The organism is Streptomyces sp. NPDC059398, from assembly GCF_042751845.1.
In the GTDB taxonomy this organism is placed as follows: Bacteria; Actinomycetota; Actinomycetes; order Streptomycetales; family Streptomycetaceae; genus Streptomyces.
Genome location: NZ_JBHYWP010000093.1, coordinates 10117 through 33422, shown reverse-complemented (window position 1 = coordinate 33422; position 23306 = coordinate 10117). Strand labels below are relative to the sequence as shown.

The following is a 23306-nucleotide window of genomic DNA, read 5'->3' as shown; positions in this document are numbered from 1 at the left end:
GCGGGGGGGGGCGGTCCCCCCCCCCCCCCCCCCCCGACCGCCGCCGGGGGACGGCGGCGCCCCTTGCCGGCCGGTCTAAGGTAGGGCGCATGAACGATCGCATGGTGTGGATCGACTGCGAGATGACCGGGCTCTCGTTGACGGACGACGCACTCATTGAGGTGGCCGCACTGGTCACCGACTCGGAGCTGAACGTGCTCGGCGAAGGGGTGGACATCGTGATCCGCCCGCCCGCCGGGGCCCTGGAGACCATGCCCGACGTGGTGCGGAAGATGCACACCTCATCCGGCCTGCTCGACGAGCTGGACGGCGGTACGACGCTGGCCGACGCCGAGGCGCAGGTGCTGGCGTATGTGCGCGAGCATGTGAAGGAGCCGGGCAAGGCGCCGCTCTGCGGGAATTCGGTCGGTACCGACCGGGGCTTCCTGCTGCGCGACATGAAGGACCTTGAGGGCTACCTCCACTACCGGATCGTGGATGTCTCGTCGGTCAAGGAGCTGGCCCGCCGCTGGTATCCGCGCGCCTACTTCAACAGCCCGGAGAAGAAGGGCAACCACCGGGCGCTGGCGGACATCCGTGAGTCCATCGCGGAGCTGCGCTACTACCGGGAGGCGGTCTTCGTACCGCAGCCTGGGCCGGACTCGGACACCGCGAAGAAGATCGCGGCCAAGCACGTCCTGCCTGCGGATTAGCGCCGCGCGTCCGGATCGGGGCGGGCGCACGGAAAACGCCGGGGACCCGCCCGAAAGGCGGGAGCGAGCACCCTCCCGGACCCTGTACACTTTTTCTCGGCCGGTCGGAAACGACACGGTCATGGTGGGTATAGCTCAGATGGTAGAGCACCTGGTTGTGGTCCAGGATGTCGCGGGTTCGAGTCCCGTTACTCACCCTCAGTGACTGAGGGCTGACCTGCATAGGCGGGTCAGCCCTCAGTCGTTTGGCTCCCTGCCACATCGAGCGCTGAAGCGATCTCGTCGCGGGGCGGTCGGCGGGCGTTCACCGCGTGACCGGCGGGCCCGGCCCGCTTGCGGTCCAAGTACTTCTTGCCGAGTCTGCGGCCCACCGCCATCACTCGTCGGCTTTCGGGCGTTCCGTAGGTGCGCGTTTCGGGGAATGAACGGTTGCTGCCTGATGGTTGCCATGCGCAGTACGGGAACAGGCACGGAACAGAGGTGGTGGGCGTGAAGGCCGTAGTCGTGGACGCCTTCGGCGGCGCGGACGCACTCGGGCTGACCGAGGTGGCCGATCCGGTGGCCGGTGCAGGGCAAGCCGTGGTCCAGGTGGAGGCCAGCGGGGTCGGTTTCGTGGACATCATGGCCCGTCGAGGCGAGTACCAGCCGCTGTCCGTACCGGGCTTCGTCCCCGGCGTGGAGATAGCCGGGGTCGTCACGGCGGCGGGTGAGGGCGTGGACGCCGGTTGGGTCGGGCGCCGCGTGTTCGCCGTGGTCCAGGGCGGTGGATACGCAGAGCAGGCACTGGTCGCAGCCGACAGTCTGGCCACCGTGCCGGCGGCCGTCAGCGCGAACGAGGCCGTGGCCATCGGCGTGAACGGACTGGTGGCCCGCGTCGGTCTCGAAAAGGCCGGTGTCGGCCCCGGTGATTCCGTGGCGATCAGGGGAGCACGCGGAGGCATCGGCCTGATGGCCGTTCAGCAGGCTGCTGCTCAGGGGGCCGACGTCACTGCCGTCGTCTCCCGCACGAGACCGGACGACCGGCTGGCCGAGTTCGGTGCATCCCGGGTAGTGCCCAGCAGCGAGGCCGGCTTCTCCGGGGAGTACGACGTGGTGCTCGACACAGTCGGCGGCGACGAGATCGGCGTATGGGTCGGTCGGCTGGCATCGAACGGGCGTTTTGTCCTGTGCGGCGCCGCGGGCGGATCTCCCGACGCCGGGTTCGGCAAGGCCCTGCTGCAGCATTACCACCGGTCGCCCACCTTCATTGCTTTCAGCCTCGGTTCACTTCCAGGTGCCGAAATCGCACCACACGCCGAGGCCTTGTTCGAGGCCGCCGCAGCAGGGCGCCTGCGGGGTGTCATCCACGAGGCCTTGCCCATGGCGCAGGTGCGTCGGGCACATGAACTGGTCGAAGGCGGCGGCCTGTTCGGCAAGGTGGTGCTGGTTCCGTAGGCGGGCCGGTTGCAGGGCCGCTGTCACTACCCCGTAGGAATCTTCTGACGGAGGCCCGGTCTGCGCGTACAGGCCGGGCCTCCGTCGTCTGTGCGCCGCCGTGTGCGCCGCCGCCGCTCCCGCTGTTCTCCCGGTCACTCCGTGCGCCCTCCCGGTCTCCGTGACGTACGGCGCCGGTCGCCGGTTGGACCTGGCAGCAGGCCCCTGCCCTGCGCCGCCCGGGCCCAGGGCCACTCCCTGCTGTGGAGAGACCATGTCCGAACTCTGGATGCCCGGCGCCCAGCGCCTCGACACCGGTGACCACGCGCCCACAGCCGGCGGCCCAGCCAAGGCGGTCGCCCACATCACCTGGGACAAGAACGCCACCGCAGCCGAACCCGCCGACCTCGTCCCGTACGAGCGGCTCGCCGACCACTTCGGGCGCACCGCCACCGGGAAGGCCGCCGCCCCGCATCTGCTCTGGTCTCCGTTCACCGGGCGGTTCACCCAGTTCACCCCGGCCACCTCACGGGCGAAGAGCCTGGTGGACCGGGAGGGCGGCACCCGTACCAACCGGGCGGGCTCGGTCGTGATCCAGATCGAGGCGCTCTTCTTCCCGTACTGCCGGGTGGACGGCAAGGTCTACGCGAAGCTCACGGACACCCCGTGCAAGGGCTGGGCGGACCTGAACGGCTGGGTCAAGTCCTGGGGTGTGCCCGACACCTGGCCGATGGGCCGGCCGGCCGACTTCACCTCGCACCGCAGGGAGAGCACCTGGGAACACGCCGCCGGCTGGTACGGGCACTCCCAGGTGCCGGAGAACGACCATCAGGACCCGGGCAGCTGGCCCGAGTTCGCGGCGCACGCTCGCAAGAGCGCGGCGGACGGCGGCATTCCGGGCCAGACCTCGCGCGAACCGCTGCGCGCGCCGGGCACCCCGCCCGCCGGGGGCGGCAACTGAGCGCGGGGCCGGGGGGCCGGCCCGAATGCGCATACCGGGACGCGTACGGGTGCGGGCACGGGTGCGGCGACCGATACGCACACGGGTGCCGCTGCCGGTACACGTACGGGTGCTGCTGCCGCTGCCGCGAGGCCGTTACGAGCTGAGCCGTGGCACCAGATCCGTCGGGAGCACCAGTTGGGACCGCTCGACGGCGGCCGTCCCCGGCGAGCGGTGTGCCGCGATCTCCGAGAGCAGCAGACGGGCCATGGCGCGGCCCATCTCCTCGATCGGCTGGCGCACACTCGTCAGGGGCGGGTCCATATGACGGGCGATCACCGAGTCGTCGAACCCGACGAGGGCCACATCGTCGGGCACCCGCCGACCGCGCTCGCGCAACACCTGGCGGGCGCCCGCGGCCATCACGTCGGACGCGGCGAACACCGCGTCCAGATCGGGGCGGCGGTCGAGGAGCAGCTCCATCGCCCGTCTGCCGCTCTCCTCGGAGAAGTCGCCGGGGGCGACGAGCGCCCCGTCACCGTCCGCGCCCGCGGCTGCGACCGCCCTGCGGTACCCGTCCAGGCGGCACTGCGCGGCGTAGATGTCGGACGGCCCGGTGATGGTCGCGATCCTGCGTCTCCCCCGCGCCACCAGATGCCCGACAGCGCTGCGCGCCCCCTGGTAGTTGTCCGAGTCGACCGAGGGAAGCGTCTCCTGGTAGGAGCGCCGGCCGCTGACCACGGCCGGGATGTCGAGCTGCTGGAGCAGGTCGGGCAGCGGGTCGTCGGCGTGCACGGAGACGAGCAGCACCCCGTCCACCCGGTGCGCGGCCAGGTACTGGGCGAGCCGGTCGCGCTCGCGGTCGCTGCCGACGAGGGTGAGCAGCAGCTGCATCTCGGTGTCGGCGAGCGCGGCGCCGACCCCCCGGACGATGTCCGAGAAGTACGGCTCGGCGAAGAAGCGGGTCTCCGGCTCGGGGACGACGAGCGCGATGGCGTCCGTACGGTTCCCGGCGAGCGCGCGGGCCGCCCGGTTGGGTACGTATCCCAGCTCGGCGACCGCGGTCTCGACGGCTTCGCGGGTGCGGTCGCTGACCCGGGGCGATCCGTTGATGACGCGGGAGGCGGTGCCGCGGCCGACCCCGGCCCGTGCCGCGACCTCTTCGAGCGTGGGCCGCCCGCCGCTCCGTACTCGCGCTGCCGTCATGGCTGCCTCCCGTTCGCGGTCAATTTCTCACAAGTCGGATAACCGGACCAAGTCCGGTCTCCGGCTCCTCGACCCGCCCGGGGCCCGGCCCGTCCCGTAGCGCACGCCTGTGAGGAGAACGCGATGGGAGCGCTCCCACTGTAGAGCGCTCCCACTGTACGGGGCGACGGGACCGCCGCAGAACGGGCCGGGCCGGGCGCGCTGCCCGGCTCCGGCCGTCCGCCGGGGTCCGGCCGGGTCAGTCCACCGGCGGCAGCGCGTGGCGCCGGATCACATCGGCGTACCAGTGGGCGCTCGCCTTCGGGATACGGCGCTGGGACGCGTAGTCGACGTAGACCGCGCCGAACCGCTTCGAATACCCGTACCCCCACTCGAAGTTGTCCATCAGGGACCAGAGGAAGTAGCCGCGCACATCGGCGCCGTCGGCCACCGCCCGCCGTACGGCGTCGAGATGGCCACGCAGGTAGTCGATCCGCTCGGGGTCGGCGACCTGGCCCTCGGGCGAGACGTAGTCGTCGAACGCGGCGCCGTTCTCGGTGACCATCAGCGGCAGCCCCGGGTGCTCCCTGCTGACGTCGGTCAGCAGGCTGTAGAGCCCGTCGGGGTCGATCGCCCAGTTCATCGCGGTGCGCTTCTTGCCCTCCGCGAGGTGGAAGGCGACATGTTCGGACCCGGTCCACGGCGAGTGGTCGCTGCTGCCGTGACCGTCGTCGCGGGTGTCCCCCGCACCGCTCTCCGGGGTCGAAACCAGCGTCGGCGTGTAGTAGTTGACGCCGAGTACGTCGATGGGCGCCGCGATGGTGGCCAGGTCGCCGTCCCTGACCAGCTCCGGCCAGTCCACCAGATGGGCGGTGTCGGCGAGCAGGTCCTCGGGGTAGCCGCCGTCCAGGATCGGGCCGGTGAAGATCCGGTTGCCGACGGCGTCGATCCGGCGTGCGGCGTCCGCGTCGGCCGCGCTGCCGGTGAGCGGGCGGACCTGGTGGAGATTGAGGGTGACCGAGATCTGCGCGGTGGCGGGCAGTCGGCCGCGCAGCACCTCGGTCGCCCGGCCGTGGGCGAGGTTGAGGTGGTGGGCCGCCCGCAGGGTCGCGGCGGGCTCGGTGCGGCCCGGGGCGTGCACCCCTGAGCCGTAACCGAGAAAGGCGGAGCACCACGGCTCGTTGAGCGTGGTCCACATGCCGACGCGGTCGCCGAGTGCGCCCGCCATGATCTCCGCGTAGTCGGTGAAGCGGTCGGCGGTGGCCCGGTGGGGCCAGCCGCCCGCGTCCTCCAACTCCTGTGGCAGGTCCCAGTGGTAGAGCGTGGCGACCGGGGTGATGCCCGCTTCGAGCAGTTCGTCGGCGAGTCTGCGGTAGAAGTCGAGGCCGCGCTCCACGGCCGGGCCGCGGCCGGTGGGCTGCACCCGCGACCAGGAGACCGAGAAGCGGTACGCCTTGAGGCCCAGCTCCTTCATCAGGGCCACGTCGTCGCGGTAGCGGTGGTAGTGGTCGGCTGCGATGTCGCCGGTGTCGCCGTTGCGGATCTTGCCCGGGGTGTGGCTGAAGGTGTCCCAGATGGAGGGGGTGCGGCCGTCCTTGGCGGCGGCGCCCTCCACCTGGTAGGCGGCGGTGGCCGCGCCCCAGACGAAGCCCACGGGGAATTCCGCCGCCTCGGGCGCCTGCTCACGGGTGGTGGTCTCGGATCGTACGACGGTCATGCGGGAGCGCTCCCAGGGGTGGGCGGAACAGGGGCGGTGGGGAAGACGGGCGGTGGGGAAGACGGAACGGGTCCGGCTCCGGTGTCCCGTACGGCTCGCGGTCAGGCACGGGCCGTACGGGACGCACCGGGGAGGACGGGAGACGCAGAGGTCACCCCTTGACGGCGCCGGACATGATGCCTCCGACGATCTGCTTGCCGAAGATCACGAACACCACGAGCAGCGGCAGCGTACTGATCAGCGCGCCCGCCATCACGATGCTCTGGTCCGGCGTGTAGGAGGCGCTCAGCTGACCGAGCGCGACCTGCAGGGTGGGGTTCTGCTGGTTGAGGGCGAGATAGGGCCAGAAGAAGTCGTTCCACGCCTGGACGAAGGTGAGCATCCCCAGCACCATCATCGCGGGGCGGGCCGCCGGGAGGACCACGCTGCGCACGATACGGAGGTTGTTGGCGCCGTCGATCTTGGCCGCCTCGACCAGTTCGTACGGCAGCGCCTCCAGTAGGTACTGCCGCATGAAGAAGACACCGAACGCGCTCACCAGGGTCGGGAAGATCACCGACTCCAGGTTCCCGCCCCAGCCGATCTTGGACATCATCATGAAGAGCGGGACGACGCTGAGCTGCGGCGGGATGGTCAGGGTGGCGATGACCGCGGTCATCAGTCCGCCGCGCCCCCGGAACCGCATCTTGGCGAAGGCGTACCCGGCCAGCGTGCAGAAGAAGAGCGTGGCCGCGGTGATGCAGCCGGAGACGATGACGGAGTTGACGATCGCCTTGCCGAGGTGGGCCTGGTTCCAGGCGGCGTTGAGGTTGTGGACGAGCCGGCCGCCGGGCAGGAACGGCGGTGTACTGGCCAGCACCTCGTCCTGGGTGTGGGACGCGGCCACCAGGGTCCAGTACAGCGGCAGGATGGAGCCGATACCGACGGCGATCAGCGCGACATAGGAGAAGGGGCCGCCCTTCAGCTGCTGGCCGGCGCCGGGCCGGAAGCGGCGGCGGGGCGCGGAGGGTGCGGGGACCGGCCGGGGGGTGAGACCTGGCGCGTGGGTGGGGCTGGTCATGGTCATGGATTTCGCTCCCGGTCAGGCCGCGGACTTGCGTACGTAACGGCCGATGAGCCAGTTGATCGCGGCGATGATCAGCAGCAGGGCGAGCATCGCCCAGGCCACCGCGGCGGCCGGACCGAGGTGCCCCAGATTCCAGCCGTAGTTGTAGAGGTAGACGCTGAGCGTCTCGTACTGATTCTCGTTGCCGCCGGTGGCGCCGAGGGTGCCGCCCTCCAGGAGCAGCGGCTCGCCGAAGAGCTGCATGGAGCCGATGGTCGAGATGACGATCGTGAAGAGGATCGTCGGCCGCAGCGAGGGGATGGTCACCTTGCGGAACTGCTGCCAGCGCGAGGCTCCGTCGATGGAGGCCGCTTCGTACAGATCGCTGGGAACCGCCTGCATCGCGGCCAGGTAGATCAGGGTGTTGTAGCCGGTCCAGCGCCAGATGACGATGACCGAGATGGCGATCTTCGAAGTCCAGTGCCCGTTGGCCCAGTTGGTGTGACCGAGGCCGATGAAGTGCAGCAGCCAGTTGAGCAGGCCGCCGTCGGCCCGGAAGACCAGGGCGAAGACCAGGGCCGCCGACGCCACCGATGTGGCGTACGGGGTCAGGATGATGGTGCGGAAGAAGGTGCTGGCCCGCAGCTTGTAGTTGAGCAGATGGGCCAGGCCCAGCGCGACGAGCAGCTGGGGGGCCGCCGACATCACACCGATCAGGAAGGTGTTGGAGACCGCCGTCCAGAACTCGGCGTCGTGCAGGATCCGGTCGAAGTTGGCCCAGCCGACCCACTGCATCTGGTCGAGACCGGTCATCTCCACCCGGTGCAGGGCGATCCAGCCGGTGTAGAGCAGCGGATAGAGCCCGAAGGCGCCGAAGACCAGGAAGAACGGGGCGATGTAGGCGTACGGCGATGCCTTGTCGTCGAACCTCCACAGCCTGCTGCGCCACTTCTGCCGGCGGTCGGCCGCCGAGGTCTCCGGAGAACCGGAGGGGGGCGGGGTGTGAGCATCCCGGGCGGGTGCCGATAGGGACACAGTCGGGAGTCCTTCCTGGGGGACGCCGGCCCGGGTGGCGGTGCCGGCCTGACGGCGGGGGCCGGGCGGGCGGTTGCGGGCCACCCGCCCGGCGGTGGTCAGTGCCTTCCGTACGGATCGGACCGGATCCGCGCGGGAGGTGTCTAGCCGAGCGCCTAGCCGATTGCCTTGTCGATGGCGTTGGTGGCGGCGGACCAGGCGTCGTCCGGGCTGGTGCCCCGCTGCTCCATGTTGTTGATCTGCGTGGAGAAGGTGTCCTTGATGACCGCGTCCTTCTCACCGAGTACGGCCAGCGGGATGGTCTTGGCCTCGTCGGCGTAGATCTGGCCGACCGGCGCGTTGTTGAAGTACGACAGCTTGGCGTTCTTCACCTCGGGCAGGTCGTACGCGCCCTTGTTGGACGGGAAGGCGCCGATCGCCTTGAAGACCGCTGCCTGCTGGGCGGGCGCCGTCAGCCACTTGACCAGGGCGCCGGCCTCGGTGACATGGCTGCCCTTCTTGGGCACCGCGAGGAAGGAACCGCCCCAGTTGGCGGCCGACGAGCCGGGGGCCGTGGTGATGTCCCACTTGCCCTTGTTGGCCGCACCGGCGTTGGTCGAGATCTGACCGGCCATCCACGCGGGGCAGGCCACCGTGGCGACGGTGCCCTTGCGCAGGGCGGCCACCCACGGGTCGTTGAACTGGGCGAGGCCCTGGGTGAGCTTCTTCGACGCGGCGTCGGCGGCCAGGTTCCAGCCCTCCTTCACGCTGGGGCTGTCCTTGTAGATCGCCTTGCCGCTCGCGTCGTAGTACTGCTTCGCGTTCGAGCTCACCACGGCGTTGAACATGGCGCTCGCGGAGTCCATGAAGTACGTACCGGCGGGGGCCTTCTTCTTGTACTCCTCACCGAGCTGGAGGTAGGAGTTCCAGCCGCCCGCGACCTTCTTGGCGACGGCGGCACGGTCGGTCGGCAGCCCGGCCTTCTTGAAGAGTTCGGTGTTGTAGCAGAGCGACATGGGGCCGATGTCCGTACCCGCGCCGATCACCGCGCCGTCGGACGTGGTGGCCTGCTTCTCCTTCCAAGAGAGCCAGTCACCGACGTTGATCACCTTGCTGAGGTCCGCGAAGTCGTTCGCCTTGGTGTCGACGACCTCCTTGATACGGCCGACCTCGATGCCCTGCACATCGGCCAGTCCGCTGCCCGCGTTCAGCTCCTGGAGCATCTTGGGGTAGTAGACCTTCTCATCAGCGGTGACGTCTTCCTTGACCGTGATGTTCGGGTGCAGCTTGTGGTACTGGGCGAAGAGCCCGGCCTCCTTGTAGCCGAACTGCCCGTAGTCCGCGACGGTCAGGGTGATGTTCCCGTCGGCGTCGGTGCTCTTGCCCGAGTCCGACGAGTCGCTGCTGCAGCCGGCCAGCAACAGGGCGGTCGCTGTCAGGCCCGTGGTGGCGATGACCGCTGCTCTGCGGCGGCGGCCGCCGACGGTGCGGGTGATGCGCATTCCACTACTCCTTGTTCCAGGGTGGGACTGGCGTTCTTACTGCGCGGCATACGCGCTGGTGAGTGCGAGTGCCGGGAAGTGCAAGGGGGGAGGCACGGGCCGTTCAGTCCGTACGGGAAAAACCCGTGCGATGTGGGAGCGCTCCCATGCGCCGATGCCGGAAGGTTGCTGCCTTGGAGGGGTGGGTGTCAAGAGTTGAAGGCGGTTCCGTTGCCCGAGCGTGTCCCGCACGTCACGCGAACGTGTCCGGCACGGCTCTTGCCACCGGGGACGCCGTTTGCGGGCAGCACCGGGTGCGGGTCAATTCCCGCAGATCAGCGGGGTGGTGGTGGTGTATCACCCGGCCGCTGATCCGGGGAGGACCGCGCTGGGGCCTGGATCACGGCTGCATACCGGGAGATGAACGGGGCTTGGAAGGGGGCCGCGCCCGGGGCGGGTTACGCCTTTTTCCTCCGAACTCCGACCGGGAGAACGAGGGGTGGGGGTTGTCCGGGACGGTGGTGGGTCCGCGCACGGCAAACGCCCCGGCCGGGTGGGGGGTGAACCGGCCGGGGCGTCCGTCTTGAGGGGGCGTCAGCTGTGGGTGAGGTCAGTTGTGGGTGGCGTCAGCCGTTGGCGGCGTCAGCTGTCGGCTGTCTCAGCTGTTGGCTGTCTCAGCTGTTGGCGGCGAATGCCTTGGTGAAGGCCAGTTCGTCCTGGACGACCGACGAACACGTCGGGTCGGCCGAGTCCTTCGCACCACCCGGGCACTCCTGGTCCCGGGCGGCCGACCACATCGAGAGCCGTCCGAGCCCCTTCGCCTTGGCGAACTCGGCCAGCTGCTTGGCGTCGTCCACCGTGAACTTCTCGGTGTTGACGTCATTGACACCGATCATTGGGGTGACCGCCACGGCCTTCCACGCAGCGGCGTCCGAGAGCCCGAGCACTCCCTTGATCTGCGCCTGTGTCGCGGTCGCCGCCTGGGTCGCGTAGTCACCCATGTCCCCGCTGTAGGAGGGCCCGTAGTCCATCGCCATGATGTTGACGGCGGAGATGTCCACGCCGTTCTTCTTCGCGTTGGCAATGAGGTCCACGCCGGGCTGGGTCAGCCCCTCGGGCATCACCGGCAGCGTGAACGAGACATCGAGCCCCGGGTGGGACTTCTGGAGCTGCGCGATGGCCTGCGCGCGGCGGGTGTTGGCCGCCGTGTCCGGCAGCGCGCCGCCCTCGATGTCGAAGTCGACCTTGGTGAGCTTGTAGGCGTCGATGACCTTGCCGTACGCCGCGGCCAGCGCCTCGGCGGAGGAGCAGGCCGCACCCAGCTCGGTGCCGGAAGCGCCGCCGAAGGACACCCGGACATCACCGCCCTTGGCCCGCAACCCGCTGATCTGCGAGGCCACCTTGTCGTCACCGAGTCCCGTGGCGCCGCCCCAGAGCGGGGCGCAGCTGCCGCCCGAGGTGATGAAGGCCAGGTTGAACTCCTTCACACCGGTCTTGGCCGCGGTGCCGAGCAGGTCGTACGCGGGGTAGAGCGAGGTGTCGACGTACGGGGCGAAGCCCGCACCGGACGAGGTGCCCGTCCCGGTGGCGGTGGTTCCGGTGGACGCGGGGCCGGACTTCGACGAGGAGTCCGTGGACGCTCCCGCGCCCGCTGCCGGCTTCGCCGGGCCCGAGGGCTGCGAGGACTGCGCGGGCCGGGACGGCTGCGACGGCTTGGTGGGACGGCCGCTCGGCGCGGGCGCGCCGCCGGAGTCGACCGAGCACTTCGCGCCGTCGATGACACAGCCGGTGGGGGCGCCCGCGGTGGTGCCCGACGAGGTGACGAACCCGATGGTGAGGGACTTGCCCGCGGCGATACCCGCCGTGTCCCACTTCGCGGGGCGCACGGTGACGTGCTGTCCGTCGACCGTCGACCGGGCGTTCCAGAGCGAGCTGAGCTTCGTCCCGGCGGGCAGGTCGAACTCCAGCTTCCAGTCGGTCAGTGCCTTGCCCGCGTCGTTGCTGACGACGTACTGGCCGGTGTAACCGCCCTGCCAGTCACTGGTCCTGGTGTAGGCGGCGCCCACGTCGGCGGCGTGCGCCGTACCGGTCAGTGCGAACGCGCCGCCCCCTGCGACGGCCGCGGCCACGACCGCGCCCATCGCCTTGGTCCTGCCGCTCACCTTGCGCCGGTGGGTCCTCGTACTCATGGCGTGCCTGCCTCTGCGTGACGGAAGTGGGGGGTGTGGGCAGCACGCTAGCGATGGCGAACCGGACAATTGGGCGGTTCGGGCGAGAAGCCGAGGATCTTAGGGCGGGCTTAAGGAAGAGAAAGGGAGCGGTTAATTCCGGGGGTCCGGAGCCGCCCCGGACCGGCCGTCCGCGCCGGCCCCGGACCGGCCCGGCGCGGCCCCCGGCACGGCCCCCCGGAGCGCCCCGCGCCTGCGCCCCCGTACCCGGTGGCCGTGGGCGCGCGGGGCGCCACCGGAGTCGAGGGCGATCCAGAGCCGGACCTCGGTGCCGCCGAGGACCGAGCGGCCGATCCGCAGGTCACCGCCGGTCGACTCGGCGACCCGGCGCACGATGTCCAGGCCGAGGCCCGTGGAGCCCGTCCGCCGGCCGCTGTTGCCGCGGGCCAGGGCGGCCACCGGGTCGGCGATGCCCGCACCCGCGTCCGACACGAGCACGATGACGGCGCCATCCGCCTGGTGCACGTCCACCGAGAAGGGGGTGGACTCGGGGGTGTGGCGGAAGACGTTTCCGAGCAACGCGTCGAGTGCGGCGGCCAGTTCGGAGCGCGCCACCGGGATGTGCACGGGCCGGCCCACACCGGCCAGCCGTACCGTACGGCCCTCGTCCTCCGCCAGCGCCGACCAGAAGGCCATCCGCTCGCGGATCACTTCGGAGGCGTCGCAGCTCCCGCCCGCGCCCGGCCGGCCCCGGCTCTGCGGGCGCTGTTCCCGGGCGGTGCGGATGATGGTGTCGACCTCCAGCTCCAGCTTCTCGACGGCCGCACGGGTCTGTTCGGCGGCCGGGCCCTCCCCCAGCGACGCGGCGTTGAGCCGCAGGACGGTGAGCGGGGTGCGCAGCCGGTGCGAGAGGTCGGCCGCCAGTTCGCGCTCGCTGTCCAGGAGCTGGACGACCTGGTCGGCCATCGAGTTGAACGCCCCTGCGGCCGAGCGCAGTTCGGCCGGTCCCTCCTCGGTGACCCGTACGGACAGCCTGCCGTCGCCCAGCTCGCGCGCCGCCCGTGCGAGCCGCTGCGCGGGGCGCACCATCCGGGCGCCGAGCCGGTCGGCGACCGCGACCGAGCCGACGACCAGCGCGATACCGACACCTGCCAGGACCAGCCAGGCGGTGCCGACCCCGTGGGAGACCTCGGCGTCCGGTACGTACACCTCGACGACCGCGATCTTCCCGCTGGGCAGTGCGGTGGGCTGGAGGAGCGCGGAGCCGCCGGGCACTTCGGTGATCATGGCCTGGCTGCGGGCGGCCTGGATGTCCTCGGCCGCTGCCCGCCGGTGGCCGATCTCGGTGGGCCGGCTGCCCGGTCCGCCCGGCGCGGGCACATGGATGGCGACGCGGCCCGCCGCGCCCGCCGGGGTGGAGGCGACGGCCTTCTCCAGGGGGAGGCGGTCGGTGGTGATGGAGAGGGTGGGGGCGAGGGCCGAGGCGTTCCGCTCGGCGCCGGCGAAGGCCCGGTCGCCGGCCATCTCCTTGATGACCAGACCGAGCGGTACGGCGAAGGCCACCACGACCATGGCGGTGGCGGCCAGCGCCACCTTGACCAGCGCCCACCTCATCGGGGCGGCTCCAGCTTCACCCCGACACCGCGGAGCGTGTGCAGATAGCGGGGACGAGCGGCGGTCTCGCCGAGTTTCCTGCGCAGCCAGGAGAGGTGGACGTCGATGGTCTGGTCGTCGCCGTACGACTGCTGCCACACCTCGGCGAGCAGTTCCCTGCGCGCGACGACCACTCCGGGCCGTCCGGCGAGGAAGGTCAGCAGGTCGAACTCGCGCCGGGTCAGGTCGAGCCGGGCCCCGTCCAGCTCCGCCTGTCTGCGCAGCGGGTCGACACAGAGCCCGCCGACGCGGATGAGCTGCGGAGGCGGCTCGGCGGCCGACCGGCTGCGGGAGCGGCGCAGGACGGCCGCCATCCGGGCCGACAGATGCTCCACCGAGAAGGGCTTGGTGAGGTAGTCGTCGGCGCCGTCGTTCAGCAGCCGGACGATCTCCGCCTCGTCGTCCCGCGCGGTGGCGATGATCACCGGTACGTCGGTGATGCCACGCAGCATCTTCAGCGCTTCCGCCCCGTCGAGATCGGGCAGGCCCAGATCGAGAATGACCAGGTCGAACTCGAAATGGGCCACCTCGCGCAGCGCCTCCAGAGCCGTGCCGACGCTCCGTACGGTGTGAGAGGCATCGGTGAGGTGCCGGATGAGGGCGGAGCGTACGAACTGGTCGTCCTCGACCACGAGCACACTTGCCATGGGCGGCACCGTACGCCATTCGGGGGCGGCGGGTGGGTGAGTCGCCGTGTCGCGACACCCGTGGGGCGGGTGAGGCAGTATGGCGCGATGATCCGGCGACTGACTCAGGCCCTGGCGTGGTCGCTCGCCACCTGCGCGGCGACGACGCTGACCTGGTGGGGGGTGCATTCGGTGATGGCGGGTACCGCCTATGACCTGCCCCGGGCGCTTCCGGCGGGCAGCCCCCAGCTGCTCTCGTCGGCCACCCACCGGCCCGAGGAGCCGGATTCCGCGTCCCCCGGGACGGGGCGGCGGCCCGGGGGCGGATCGCCTTCCGCCTCCCCGGCCCACCCGTCCCGGAACCTGCGCTCCTCGCCATCCCCCTCGGCACCGTCCTCCGCGCCCTCGCACTCCACCGCGCCGAACGGCCCGGCGGGGTCCGGGAGTCCGAGCGGTTCGTCCGGTGATGTCCGGAGTTATGCGACCTCGGGCGGCCGGTCCGTCTTCGATCTGGGGGCGGACTCGGCCGCGCTGGTCTCGGCGACCCCCGCGGACGGCTGGCAGATGCGGGTCTGGAAGCAGCCGGAGTGGATCCGGGTGACCTTCACGCAGGGGCCGCGCTCGGTGTCGCTGTTCTGCACCTGGAACGGACACAGGCCGTCGGTGGAGGTCGACGACCACTGAGCGGGACGACCACCTGAGCTGCCGGGCCGCAACGGCAGGGCCGGTGAACTCGCGCTCCCCCGCTACCGGAAGACCGCGGACGGCGGCGCGGGTGGGGCCTGCGCGTCGGCGTCCCGTACCGGCTTCGCGCCGCCCGTGAAGTCCGTCAGCCCCCGGCCGTGCTCGACCCGCCCGGCGTGCCCGTCCCCCGCCACCCGGCGGGTCAGCTCGGCGAGGGGCAGCGGGAGCGCCGACCCCACCAGCACCGCGTTCCCGAACCTCCGGCCGCGCAGCACCGCGGGCTCGGCCGCCAGGGCCAGTTCGGGGAAGGTCTGTGCCGCGGTCGCGATCTGGCCGCGGAGATACGTCAGCGGCGGGCCGTCGGTGAGGTTCGCCGCGTACCAGCCCCCGGGTTTCAGCGCCCTGCGGACCTCGGCCAGGAATTCCGTACTGGTGAGATGTGCGGGGGTGCGCGCACCGCTGAAGACATCGGCGACGACCAGGTCCGCCCAGCCGTCCGGGATCTTCGCGAGTGCGGCGCGGGCGTCGGTGGAGCGGACGCGGATCCGGGCGCCGGGGTCCAGCGGCAGGACTCTGCGCACCAGTTGGACCAGCGGGCCGTCCACCTCGGCGACCTGCTGGGTGGAGCGGGGCCGGGTCGCCGCCGTGTAACGGGCGAGGGTGAAGGCCCCGCCGCCGAGATGTACGACGTGCAGCGGCTGTCTGGGCGGTGCCACGAGGTCGATGACATGGCCGAGCCTGCGCTGGTACTCGAAGTCGAGGTACGTGGGGTCGTCGAGGTCCACATGGGACTGCGGGGCGCCGTCGATCAGCAGCGTCCAGGCGCGCGGGCGGTCCCGGTCGGGCCTGAGTTCGGCGGTCCCGCCGTCCACCTGCTCGACGACGGACTCCGGTGCGGAACGGCCCTGCCGCTTGTTCTTCGCCACTCCCCCAGTATCGGTGCTCAGCCGGGCGCGATGCTGAGCCAGTGCCGGAGGTCAGCCGGCACCGGGGCCCAGCCGCCTTCGGGACCCAGCCGGTATCGGCGCCCAGCCCGCCGGGCCGCTCACCGGCGGTTGTCCGCCGCCTCGATCAGACGGGCCGCCTCGCCGAGTGCCGCCCTGAGCACCGAAGGGTCGGTGACCGGCGCGGTCTCGGGCGGCAGCAGCCAGCCGGTGCCCCGGACCGGCGGCTCGTCGGGGATCCGCAGCCCGCGTCCGTTGGTCTGCGTACACGCGCTGCCCGGCAGGTCCCAGCCGTCGGCCGTACCGGGCGGCACCAGGAATCCGAGGGTGTCGCAGGCGCCGTCGTGCAGGACGGGGCCGACATCGGCCGAGTCCGCCCCCCTGCGCAGGATGTCCACGGCCTCCAGCCCCTGCCGCGCCGGGACCGTCACCAGATCGCACGCTTCGGCCGCGCCGTCGGGTGGCGCGCTGCACTCCTGACTGGGTGTGTGCCGGGCGGTCGTTCTCGAACCGCTCGTCTCCGTACCGGTCTCCAACAAGGCAACCCCTCCTCGTTCTCCACAAGGTTCAACGCCTGCGGACGTCAAGGGCTACGGCGCATCGCCGCCGTAAAGGATGGCAGTTCATGGCAAATCGCGGGTGAGATATCCGTTTTGTAGCTATACCGGCTGTGTGTGTCTCATCACAGACGGTACGTTTTGCGCGCCGGAGCGGTCCGGTCCGACAGCACCATCCGCCAGAGAGGGCTCGGCCATGGCGATGTCACGGGAGGTACGCAACCCGGCTTTCCGGGAGTTGCGCGGACAGCGTTCGCCCGGTGAGTTCGCGGCGGCGATCCGCCGGGCCGCGCGCGAGATCGGCGAACAGGTCTCCTGCGACGCGCGGTACGTCGGACGTGTCGAGGCCGGCGAGATCCGCTGTCCCAACTACGCGTACGAGCGAGTGTTCCTGCATATGTTCCCCGGTTCGACCCTGAAGGATCTGGGGTTCTCCGACCGGGGGGTGGTGCGCGGGCGGGGTGTCTGTCCCGGTCGCGTATCACCGTCCCAGCCCCACACCAGCCAGAACAACGAGGAGAGCGACGTGCTGCGTCGCGCATTCATGGCCGGCGGTTCCGCCGCGGTGGCCGCCGTCTCACTGGGCCTCCGTCCGGCCCCCGTACCGTCCCCGCGCCAGGTCGGCGAGGCGGAGGTGAGCGCCGTCGAAGAGGCCGTGCGGCAGATCAGGCTGCTCGACGACCGGCACGGCGCCGCCGGTCTCTACCAGCGGGCGGCGCAGCCACTGGAAGCCGCGTACGCCCTGCTCGACGCGGGCACCGCCCGCCGCTCCGCGGCCGACCGGCTGCACGCGGGCGCCGGTGAACTGGCCATCTCCGTGGGATGGCTGGCCCATGACTCGGGCCGCTTCGACGACGCGCGGTCCCACTACGCGGAGGCCCTGGCGACCGCCCGGGTCTCCGGTGATCCCGCGCTTGAGGCCCACGCCTTCTGCAATACGGCGTTCCTGGCGCGGGACGCGGGGCGGCCGCGGGAGGCGGTGCGGGCCGCGCAGGCCGGGGAGCGGGCGGCGAAACAGCTGGCTTCGCCCCGGCTGCTGTCGCTGCTGACCCTGCGGGAGGCGGGCGGCTGGGCGGGTCTCGGTGACCGTACGGCCTGTTCCGAGACGCTGGGGCGGGCCAAGTCCCTCTTCGCGCAGGGCGCTTCGGAGAATGATCCGGAGTGGATGACCTTCTTCGTGGAGGCCGAGCTGGAGATGCTGGAGGCGCAGTGCTGGTCGGCGCTGAGCGACTGGCCGCGCGCGGCCCGGCACGCCGAGCGCGCGGCGGAGCTCCAGGATCCGCACTTCGCCCGCAATCTGGCGCTCTACCGTGCCCAGCTGGCCGACGATCTGGCCAGGGCCGGCGCGCCCGACCGGGCGGCGGCGGCCGGGCACCAGGTGCTCGACCTGCTGGACCAGGTCCGGTCCTCCCGTATCCAGGCGATGCTGGCGGGCACGGCCCGCAGGCTGCTGGCCCAGCGCAGGGCGGCCGGGGTGCCGGCCTTCCTGGAGCGGCACGCGTCGGTCCCGCGGCTGGTCTGAGGGCGGCCCCGCCTCGGACCGGGGGCGGGGCCGCGGGGCCCGTCCCGAGCGGGGTCTCCCGGCCCGGTCCGAGTGCCCGGTGCCGTTCACGGCCACGCTCCAGCCACGGCTACCGCTCCAGGTGCCCGGTGTCGTTCCACCGCTCGACCGCGGGGGCGTCGTACGCCCAGCCCAGCACCGAGAGCGACGCCGGGGCCAGCCTGACGCGGGCCCCGAAGGTCAGGTCGTAGCCGAGCCAGCGCGCGGCGAGCGCCCGCAGGATGTGGCCGTGCGCGAAGACCAGGACGTCGTGGCCGCCCGTACGGATCCGGTCGACCACCTCGTCGGCGCGTGCGGTGACATCGGCCACGGACTCCCCGCCGGGGGCGCCGTCGCGCCAGATGAACCAGCCCGGCCTGACCGCCTGGATCTCGGCCGGGGTCATTCCCTCGTACGCCCCGTAGTCCCACTCCAGGAGCGCGTCCCACTCCCGCGCGCGGCCGGCGAACCCGGCGAGTGCGCAGGTCTCGCTCGCCCGCAGCAGCCTGCTGGTCAGCACCCGGGCGTCCGGCACGGCGTCCCACGGAGCCCGGTGCAGACGCTCCCCGAGGAGCTTGGCCCCCTCGCGCCCCTCGTCGAGCAGGGGGATGTCCGTTCTGCCGGTGTGTTTCCCGGACAGCGACCATGCGGTCTGTCCATGCCGGACCAGCAGCATGCGGGGTGCCATGACGCTCTCTCCCAGGGGGTGTCGTGATGCTTGTCCCATCATCGCGTACGGGGTCGGGGAGCAACCCGGCGGACGGCTCCGGCGTCCCCCTTACCGTGCCCCTGCGGAGAGGGGCCGCCTGAACTTGTCATTCCATACGCCCTATGGTGGTACGCCGGGTGACAGGCCCCGTTTGAACTGACGATGGAGAGCATTCGGATGCCGTACACCGCGCACCGTGACCGGCCCCGCTGGTGGACAGAGCTCCTGGTGATCGCTGTTGTCTACACCGCGTACTCATCGGGCCGGCTGCTGGCCCGCGGCAACACCGAGGACGCGATCGAGCACGGGCTCTCGCTGCTGCATGCCGAGAAGTTTCTGCACATCAACATCGAACACCCGCTGAACAGGCTGTTCACCCACACCCCTGCCATCGGGATACCCGCCGACTTCGCCTACGCCTCGCTGCACTACGTGGTCACCCCGGCCATCCTGATCTGGCTCTTCCGCCGCAGGCCGGCCCAGTACCGGATGGCACGCACCTGGCTGATGGTGTCCACGCTGCTCGGCCTGATCGGCTTCACGCTGACGCCGACCTGTCCACCGCGGCTGCTCGCGTCGTCGGAGGGTTTCGTCGACACGATGGCGCAGTACAGCTCGTACGGCTGGTGGGGCGATGACGCGAGTGCGCCGCGCGGGCTCGGCGGGATGACCAACCAGTTCGCCGCGATGCCGAGTCTGCATGTGGGGTGGGCGCTGTGGTGCGGGGTGATGCTGTGGCGCTACGGCCGTACACCGCTGGCCCGAATACTCGGGGTGCTCTACCCGTTGACCATCACCTTCGTGGTGCTGGGCACGGCCAACCACTATCTGCTCGACGCGATCGCGGGGGTCGCGGTGATGGGTGTGGGGCTGCTGCTCGCCCGGCCCGCGGTGCGGCTGGCCGACAGGGTACGGGCACGTTTCTCCTCCGGTACGGCCGACGTTCCTTCCCCGGTTGTCGGTGCCGGATGCAAGACTTCCCCGGGTGAGCGATTCCCCGGGCAGCGGACCTCATCCGCCTCCTCCACCCCCTCGCCCTCTTCCGGGCCGGCGGGCGACACCGCCGACGACGGCACTGCGACAGCGGCTCGCTGAGCTGCGGGGTCCGTCCGTCGCGCCGCAGCCGCTGGACGCCCGCGCGCTGGCGGCCCTCGCCGCCAACCCGGGCTGCGAGCGGCGGGCGCTGCTCGACGGCGCCGGGGTGAACAAGACGGTCCTCGCCCAGGCCCTCGGCTCCCCTTCGGCCTTCGGCCAGTCCCAGTTCGCCTTCATGCGGGGCAACGCCTTCGAGGCGAGGGTGAAGGCCGATGGCGGAGCCGATCTGATGCGGCTGCTCGCCGAGCACATGGGCACGGCCGAGCCGGTGGGCGTCTCGGTCCCCGATCTCACGGCGGCCGGCCCCCAAGGCCGCGCAGCGCGCACCTCGCTGGCCCTGCGGGAGGCCACCGATGCCGGTGGGTGGACCCTGTTCGACCATCCGATGCTGGCGCTCGATGTGGCGGGCTCCCCGGCCTATCTGGAGCCGGACGCGGTGGTGGTGGACCCGTCCGGGCGGTGGACGGTGATCGAGATCAAGTCGTTCCCGATGATCGACGCGTCGGCGGACGCGGCGAAGGTGGGCGCGGCCGCCCGGCAGTCGGCGGTGTACGTACTCGCGCTGGAACGGATCGCGGCGCATGTCAACGGCGGGGGCGGCGACGGACGCGGCGGGGACGACGCCGTGCCCGGCGGGGACGACGGCGTACGCGGCAGGGACGGCGAAGACCTGGGAGGCGGCGGAGACGGCCTGGGCGACGAGCACCGGGATCACGACGCACGCGGCGCAGGCCGCGCCTCCGTGCACGACCGGATCCTGCTCGTCTGCCCCAAGGACTTCTCCAACCTGCCGACGGCTTCGGCCGTCGACGTACGCAAGCAGCTTTCGGTGACCCGCCGTCAGCTGACCCGGCTGACCCGTATCGAGGACATCGCCGCGGCCCTGCCCGAAGGCACCACCTTCGACCCGTCCCTGCCGCCCGCCGAGCTCACGGCGGCGGTCGAGTCGGTGGGCGCGGCCTACGCACCGGAGTGCCTGGCCGCCTGCGAGCTGGCCTTCCACTGCCGCGGCCGGGCGAAGGAGACGGGCGCGGTGGAGGCGCTGGGCCGTGGGCTCCGCGGCGATCTGGGCGGGCTCACGACGGTCGACGCGGTGCTGGCCGCGGCCCACGGCGAGCAGGGCGATCCGTCCGACCCGGCCGTGGCCGCGCTGCGCAGGGCCGCGGCGCTGCGGGCGGAGGCACTGGCGGAAGGGGCGCGAGGGCTCGAGACGCTGCCGCCGCAGACGCGTCAGGACCGGGTGCCCCACGGGCAGGAGGGTCCGCCGCCATGTCACTGATCAGTACGCTCGCCCGCCTTGAGGCGGTGCGGTCCGGCCGCGCGGAGCCCACCGCCACCGTCCGCCACCGCCATCTCTCCCCGCGCCCGCTGGTCCTCGTCCCCCTCACCACGGCGGGCGAGGCCGGCGCCCCGCTCGGCGCGCTCGTCGGGACGGACCCGGAAGCCCCGAGGCTCCTGACCGTCGCCCAGCCGCGCGACCGTGATCTGCGGTTCGCGTTCCTGGCCGAGCTGGCCGACGCCGTACTGCCGTACATCGACGGGTACGCGGACGACGTCGAGGCCGCCGAGCGCTCCGAGACCGACCCGGAGACCGGGAAGAAGGTCAAGGTCGAGACCGAGCTGTGCGCGGACGCCCCGCAGCTGATCGTGCCGGGCCGGGCGGGCATCGACTTCGTCCGGCTCCTCGGGCGTTCGATGCGCTTCCGGCGTACGGCCGACGAGGATCCGGAGACGCCCTACCCGGCGCCGCCCCGGGTCCCGCTCCTCGGCCGCTGGCTGACCCACTACGGCGAGCGCGCCCGGGTCCCGGGCTCCTCGCTGCTGCTCGCCGCGACCGACCTGCTGAACCGTCACTGGGCCACCGGCCAGAGCAGTCTTGAGGACCAGCACCTCGGCGCGCTCCTCGGCTGGATCGACCCGGCGGACGGGGTGTCCGGCGCCGAGGCCGCGCTCCGGGCGGAGCTGGGGCGCGACCGGGAGGGGCAGCTGCTCTGCCCGCCCGCCGGGCCCGCCACCGACCCGGCCTTCGACAACCGGCTGCTGGCGCCGGCGGTGGAGCGGTACGACACGGCGCGTACGGCACTGGCCGCCGCCGAGGACGGACCGGCAGCCGACGACCGGCTCGGCGAGCTGACGGCGGCCGAGCGGGAGATCCACCGGCTGCTCGCCGGGCAGCTGCGCCCCACCTGGGACGCGGTCTGGCAGTCGGTCGGGCTGTTGCGCACACTGCCCGAGGGGGCCAGGGCGGCTGAACGGTGGACCCGGGACCGCTGGTCGTTCACCGGCCACCGGGACCGGGTGCGGGCGGGCGAGCCGCCGCAGCCACGCCGGGACGACGCGGTGACCGCGGCACAGAAGCTCGCCACCCGCGAGACGGCGCAGACACAGCTGGAGGCGCAGGAGGCACTGGACGATCCGCTGGTGATGGCCGGGCGGCGGCTGGCGGGCGAGGCGTTCGCCGGTGAGGTGACGGATGTGGTGATGGCGTGGAGCGAGTCGAAGCGCCCGAGCCCGCGCCCCCTGGTGACGCTCCGCACCGACGACACACCGCACATCGGCGAGCGGGCCAAGGTCCACCGCACGCTCCCCGGCGACCCGCCGAAGGCGCAGACCGCCGAGTTCGTACGGTACGAGGAGGACGGCTCACTGGTGCTGCGGCTGACCAACGGCATGGGACGCGCCAGGGATCCGGCCCCGGGGACCGTGCCGGAGAAGGGCGACCGGCTCTGCTGGACGCTGTTCGAGCACAGTTCGCGGGGCGGGCCCGAGCTGCCCGCGCAGGAGGACACCCCGTGGACGCACGGCGGTCCGCCGGAAACCGCCGCCCCCGCGCTGCTCCCCGACCCCGTCACCCCCGAGGACCTGCTGTGAGCTTCGACCCCGGTGCGGAGGCCGCCCGCGCGACACGGGCCATCCTGGACGACACGCTGCACGGCACCGCCCGCGGAGTGGTGGTCGACTCACCGCCGGGCGCGGGCAAGTCGACGCTCGTGGTGCGCGCGGCCCGTGAGCTGGCCGCCGCCGGGCGCCCCCTGATGGTGGTCGCGCAGACCAACGCCCAGGTGGACGACCTGGTCGTGCGCCTGGCCGGGAAGGATCCCGAGCTGCCGGTCGGCCGGCTGCACAGCAGCGACCCCGACCCGTACGACAAGGCGCTGGACGAGCTGGAGAACGTCCGCAAGTCCGCCAAGGCAGCCGATCTCGCCGGGCTCGACGTGGTGATCTCGACGGCCGCGAAGTGGGCCCATGTGAAGGGCGTCGAGCCCTGGCGGCACGCGATCGTGGACGAGGCGTACCAGATGCGCTCGGACGCCCTGCTTGCCGTGGCCGGACTCTTCGAACGGGCGCTGTTCGTGGGCGATCCCGGCCAGCTCGACCCGTTCAGCGTGGTCGGCGCGGAGCAGTGGGCGGGGCTGGCGTACGACCCGTCGTCCAGCGCGGTTTCCACCCTGCTCGCGCACAATCCGGAGCTGCCCCAGCACCGGCTGCCCGTCTCCTGGCGGCTGCCGGCATCGGCGGCGCCGCTGGTCTCGGACGCGTTCTACCCGTACACACCGTTCCGCAGCGGCACCGGCCACGGTGACCGGCGGCTGACCTTCGGGGTGGCGTCGGACGGTTCCGGCCCCGACCGGGTGCTGGACGAGGCGGCCGAGACGGGCTGGGGCCTGCTCGAACTGCCCGCGCGGCACACCCCGCGTACGGATCCGGATGCGGTACGGGCGGTCGCCCTGGTGGTGGGGGGGGGGGGGGGGGCGGGGGGGGCCGCGCGGGGGGGAGGCGCGCCCGGGCCCCGGGGGCGCGGGGGGGGGCGCAGACGGGGGTGCGCGGCCGCACCCCGCGCGG

At 72.0% G+C, this 23306-nt stretch carries 20 protein-coding genes and 1 tRNA gene; 10 read left to right on the top strand and 11 right to left on the bottom strand.

What is annotated here, in order from left to right; all coding sequences use genetic code 11:
* Window positions 1-89: 89 nt before the first annotated feature.
* The 4 genes from orn (at window position 90) to ACFXBC_RS27370 (ending at window position 3066) form a co-directional block, all read left to right on the top strand.
* The gene (orn, locus tag ACFXBC_RS27385) at window positions 90-692 is read left to right on the top strand and encodes an oligoribonuclease (protein ID WP_385029919.1); all 603 of its coding nucleotides are present in this window, start codon (window positions 90-92) and stop codon (window positions 690-692) included.
* 124 nt (window positions 693-816) lie between these two features.
* Window positions 817-889: transfer RNA gene (locus ACFXBC_RS27380), tRNA-His, on the top strand.
* A gap of 292 nt (window positions 890-1181) precedes the next feature.
* A complete protein-coding gene (locus tag ACFXBC_RS27375) occupies window positions 1182-2126 on the top strand; it encodes a zinc-binding alcohol dehydrogenase family protein (RefSeq protein WP_385029916.1) in 945 nt (314 codons plus the stop codon).
* A 253-nt stretch (window positions 2127-2379) separates the two neighbouring features.
* Complete coding sequence (locus ACFXBC_RS27370) at window positions 2380-3066, top strand: peptidoglycan-binding protein (protein ID WP_385029913.1); 687 nt, start codon at window positions 2380-2382, stop codon at window positions 3064-3066.
* 135 nt (window positions 3067-3201) lie between these two features.
* Here ACFXBC_RS27370 and ACFXBC_RS27365 read toward each other — a convergent pair whose 3' ends face one another.
* The 8 genes from ACFXBC_RS27365 to ACFXBC_RS27330 form a co-directional block, all read right to left on the bottom strand.
* On the bottom strand, window positions 3202-4251 hold the full coding sequence (locus tag ACFXBC_RS27365) for a LacI family DNA-binding transcriptional regulator (RefSeq protein WP_385029910.1): 1050 nt from the start codon (window positions 4249-4251) through the stop codon (window positions 3202-3204).
* A 238-nt stretch (window positions 4252-4489) separates the two neighbouring features.
* The gene (locus ACFXBC_RS27360; protein ID WP_385029907.1) at window positions 4490-5947 is read right to left on the bottom strand and encodes a GH1 family beta-glucosidase; all 1458 of its coding nucleotides are present in this window, start codon (window positions 5945-5947) and stop codon (window positions 4490-4492) included.
* A 151-nt stretch (window positions 5948-6098) separates the two neighbouring features.
* Window positions 6099-7013, bottom strand: coding sequence for a carbohydrate ABC transporter permease (locus tag ACFXBC_RS27355; protein ID WP_385029904.1), 915 nt, complete (start codon window positions 7011-7013; stop codon window positions 6099-6101).
* Between the two features lie 15 nt (window positions 7014-7028).
* Window positions 7029-8027: a carbohydrate ABC transporter permease gene (locus ACFXBC_RS27350; RefSeq protein ID WP_385029901.1), complete on the bottom strand. Its 999-nt coding sequence runs from the start codon at window positions 8025-8027 to the stop codon at window positions 7029-7031.
* A 155-nt stretch (window positions 8028-8182) separates the two neighbouring features.
* Window positions 8183-9508, bottom strand: a complete 1326-nt coding sequence (locus ACFXBC_RS27345; protein WP_385029898.1) for an ABC transporter substrate-binding protein — start codon at window positions 9506-9508, stop codon at window positions 8183-8185.
* 653 nt (window positions 9509-10161) lie between these two features.
* Window positions 10162-11676, bottom strand: a complete 1515-nt coding sequence (locus ACFXBC_RS27340; protein ID WP_385029895.1) for a cellulose binding domain-containing protein — start codon at window positions 11674-11676, stop codon at window positions 10162-10164.
* Window positions 11677-11808: 132 nt separating this feature from the next.
* Window positions 11809-13269, bottom strand: a complete 1461-nt coding sequence (locus ACFXBC_RS27335; RefSeq protein WP_385029892.1) for an ATP-binding protein — start codon at window positions 13267-13269, stop codon at window positions 11809-11811.
* Entirely contained in the window at window positions 13266-13955 is a 690-nt protein-coding gene (locus tag ACFXBC_RS27330) for a response regulator transcription factor (RefSeq protein ID WP_385029889.1), read from the bottom strand. The genes ACFXBC_RS27335 and ACFXBC_RS27330 overlap by 4 nt, the downstream gene beginning before the upstream one ends.
* An 87-nt stretch (window positions 13956-14042) precedes the next feature.
* Here ACFXBC_RS27330 and ACFXBC_RS27325 point away from each other — a divergent pair, with 87 nt between their 5' ends.
* Entirely contained in the window at window positions 14043-14618 is a 576-nt protein-coding gene (locus ACFXBC_RS27325; protein WP_385029886.1) for a hypothetical protein, read from the top strand.
* Between the two features lie 62 nt (window positions 14619-14680).
* Here ACFXBC_RS27325 and ACFXBC_RS27320 read toward each other — a convergent pair whose 3' ends face one another.
* Complete coding sequence (locus ACFXBC_RS27320; protein WP_385029883.1) at window positions 14681-15544, bottom strand: spermidine synthase; 864 nt, start codon at window positions 15542-15544, stop codon at window positions 14681-14683.
* 119 nt (window positions 15545-15663) lie between these two features.
* The gene (locus tag ACFXBC_RS27315) at window positions 15664-16101 is read right to left on the bottom strand and encodes a hypothetical protein (RefSeq protein WP_385029880.1); all 438 of its coding nucleotides are present in this window, start codon (window positions 16099-16101) and stop codon (window positions 15664-15666) included.
* A gap of 214 nt (window positions 16102-16315) precedes the next feature.
* Here ACFXBC_RS27315 and ACFXBC_RS27310 point away from each other — a divergent pair, with 214 nt between their 5' ends.
* On the top strand, window positions 16316-17641 hold the full coding sequence (locus tag ACFXBC_RS27310) for a hypothetical protein (RefSeq protein WP_385029877.1): 1326 nt from the start codon (window positions 16316-16318) through the stop codon (window positions 17639-17641).
* 109 nt (window positions 17642-17750) lie between these two features.
* Here ACFXBC_RS27310 and ACFXBC_RS27305 read toward each other — a convergent pair whose 3' ends face one another.
* A complete protein-coding gene (locus tag ACFXBC_RS27305) occupies window positions 17751-18347 on the bottom strand; it encodes a histidine phosphatase family protein (protein ID WP_385029874.1) in 597 nt (198 codons plus the stop codon).
* Between the two features lie 198 nt (window positions 18348-18545).
* Here ACFXBC_RS27305 and ACFXBC_RS27300 point away from each other — a divergent pair, with 198 nt between their 5' ends.
* From ACFXBC_RS27300 to ACFXBC_RS27285, 4 genes are all read left to right on the top strand, one after another.
* Entirely contained in the window at window positions 18546-19463 is a 918-nt protein-coding gene (locus tag ACFXBC_RS27300; protein WP_385029871.1) for a phosphatase PAP2 family protein, read from the top strand.
* Entirely contained in the window at window positions 19354-20742 is a 1389-nt protein-coding gene (locus tag ACFXBC_RS27295; protein ID WP_385029869.1) for a hypothetical protein, read from the top strand. Before ACFXBC_RS27300 ends, ACFXBC_RS27295 begins: the two co-directional genes overlap by 110 nt.
* Complete coding sequence (locus ACFXBC_RS27290; RefSeq protein WP_385029866.1) at window positions 20733-22334, top strand: hypothetical protein; 1602 nt, start codon at window positions 20733-20735, stop codon at window positions 22332-22334. The genes ACFXBC_RS27295 and ACFXBC_RS27290 overlap by 10 nt, the downstream gene beginning before the upstream one ends.
* Window positions 22331-23306: AAA family ATPase (locus ACFXBC_RS27285; RefSeq protein ID WP_385029863.1), on the top strand; the 976-nt coding region annotated here is incomplete at its 3' end. The genes ACFXBC_RS27290 and ACFXBC_RS27285, both read left to right, overlap by 4 nt.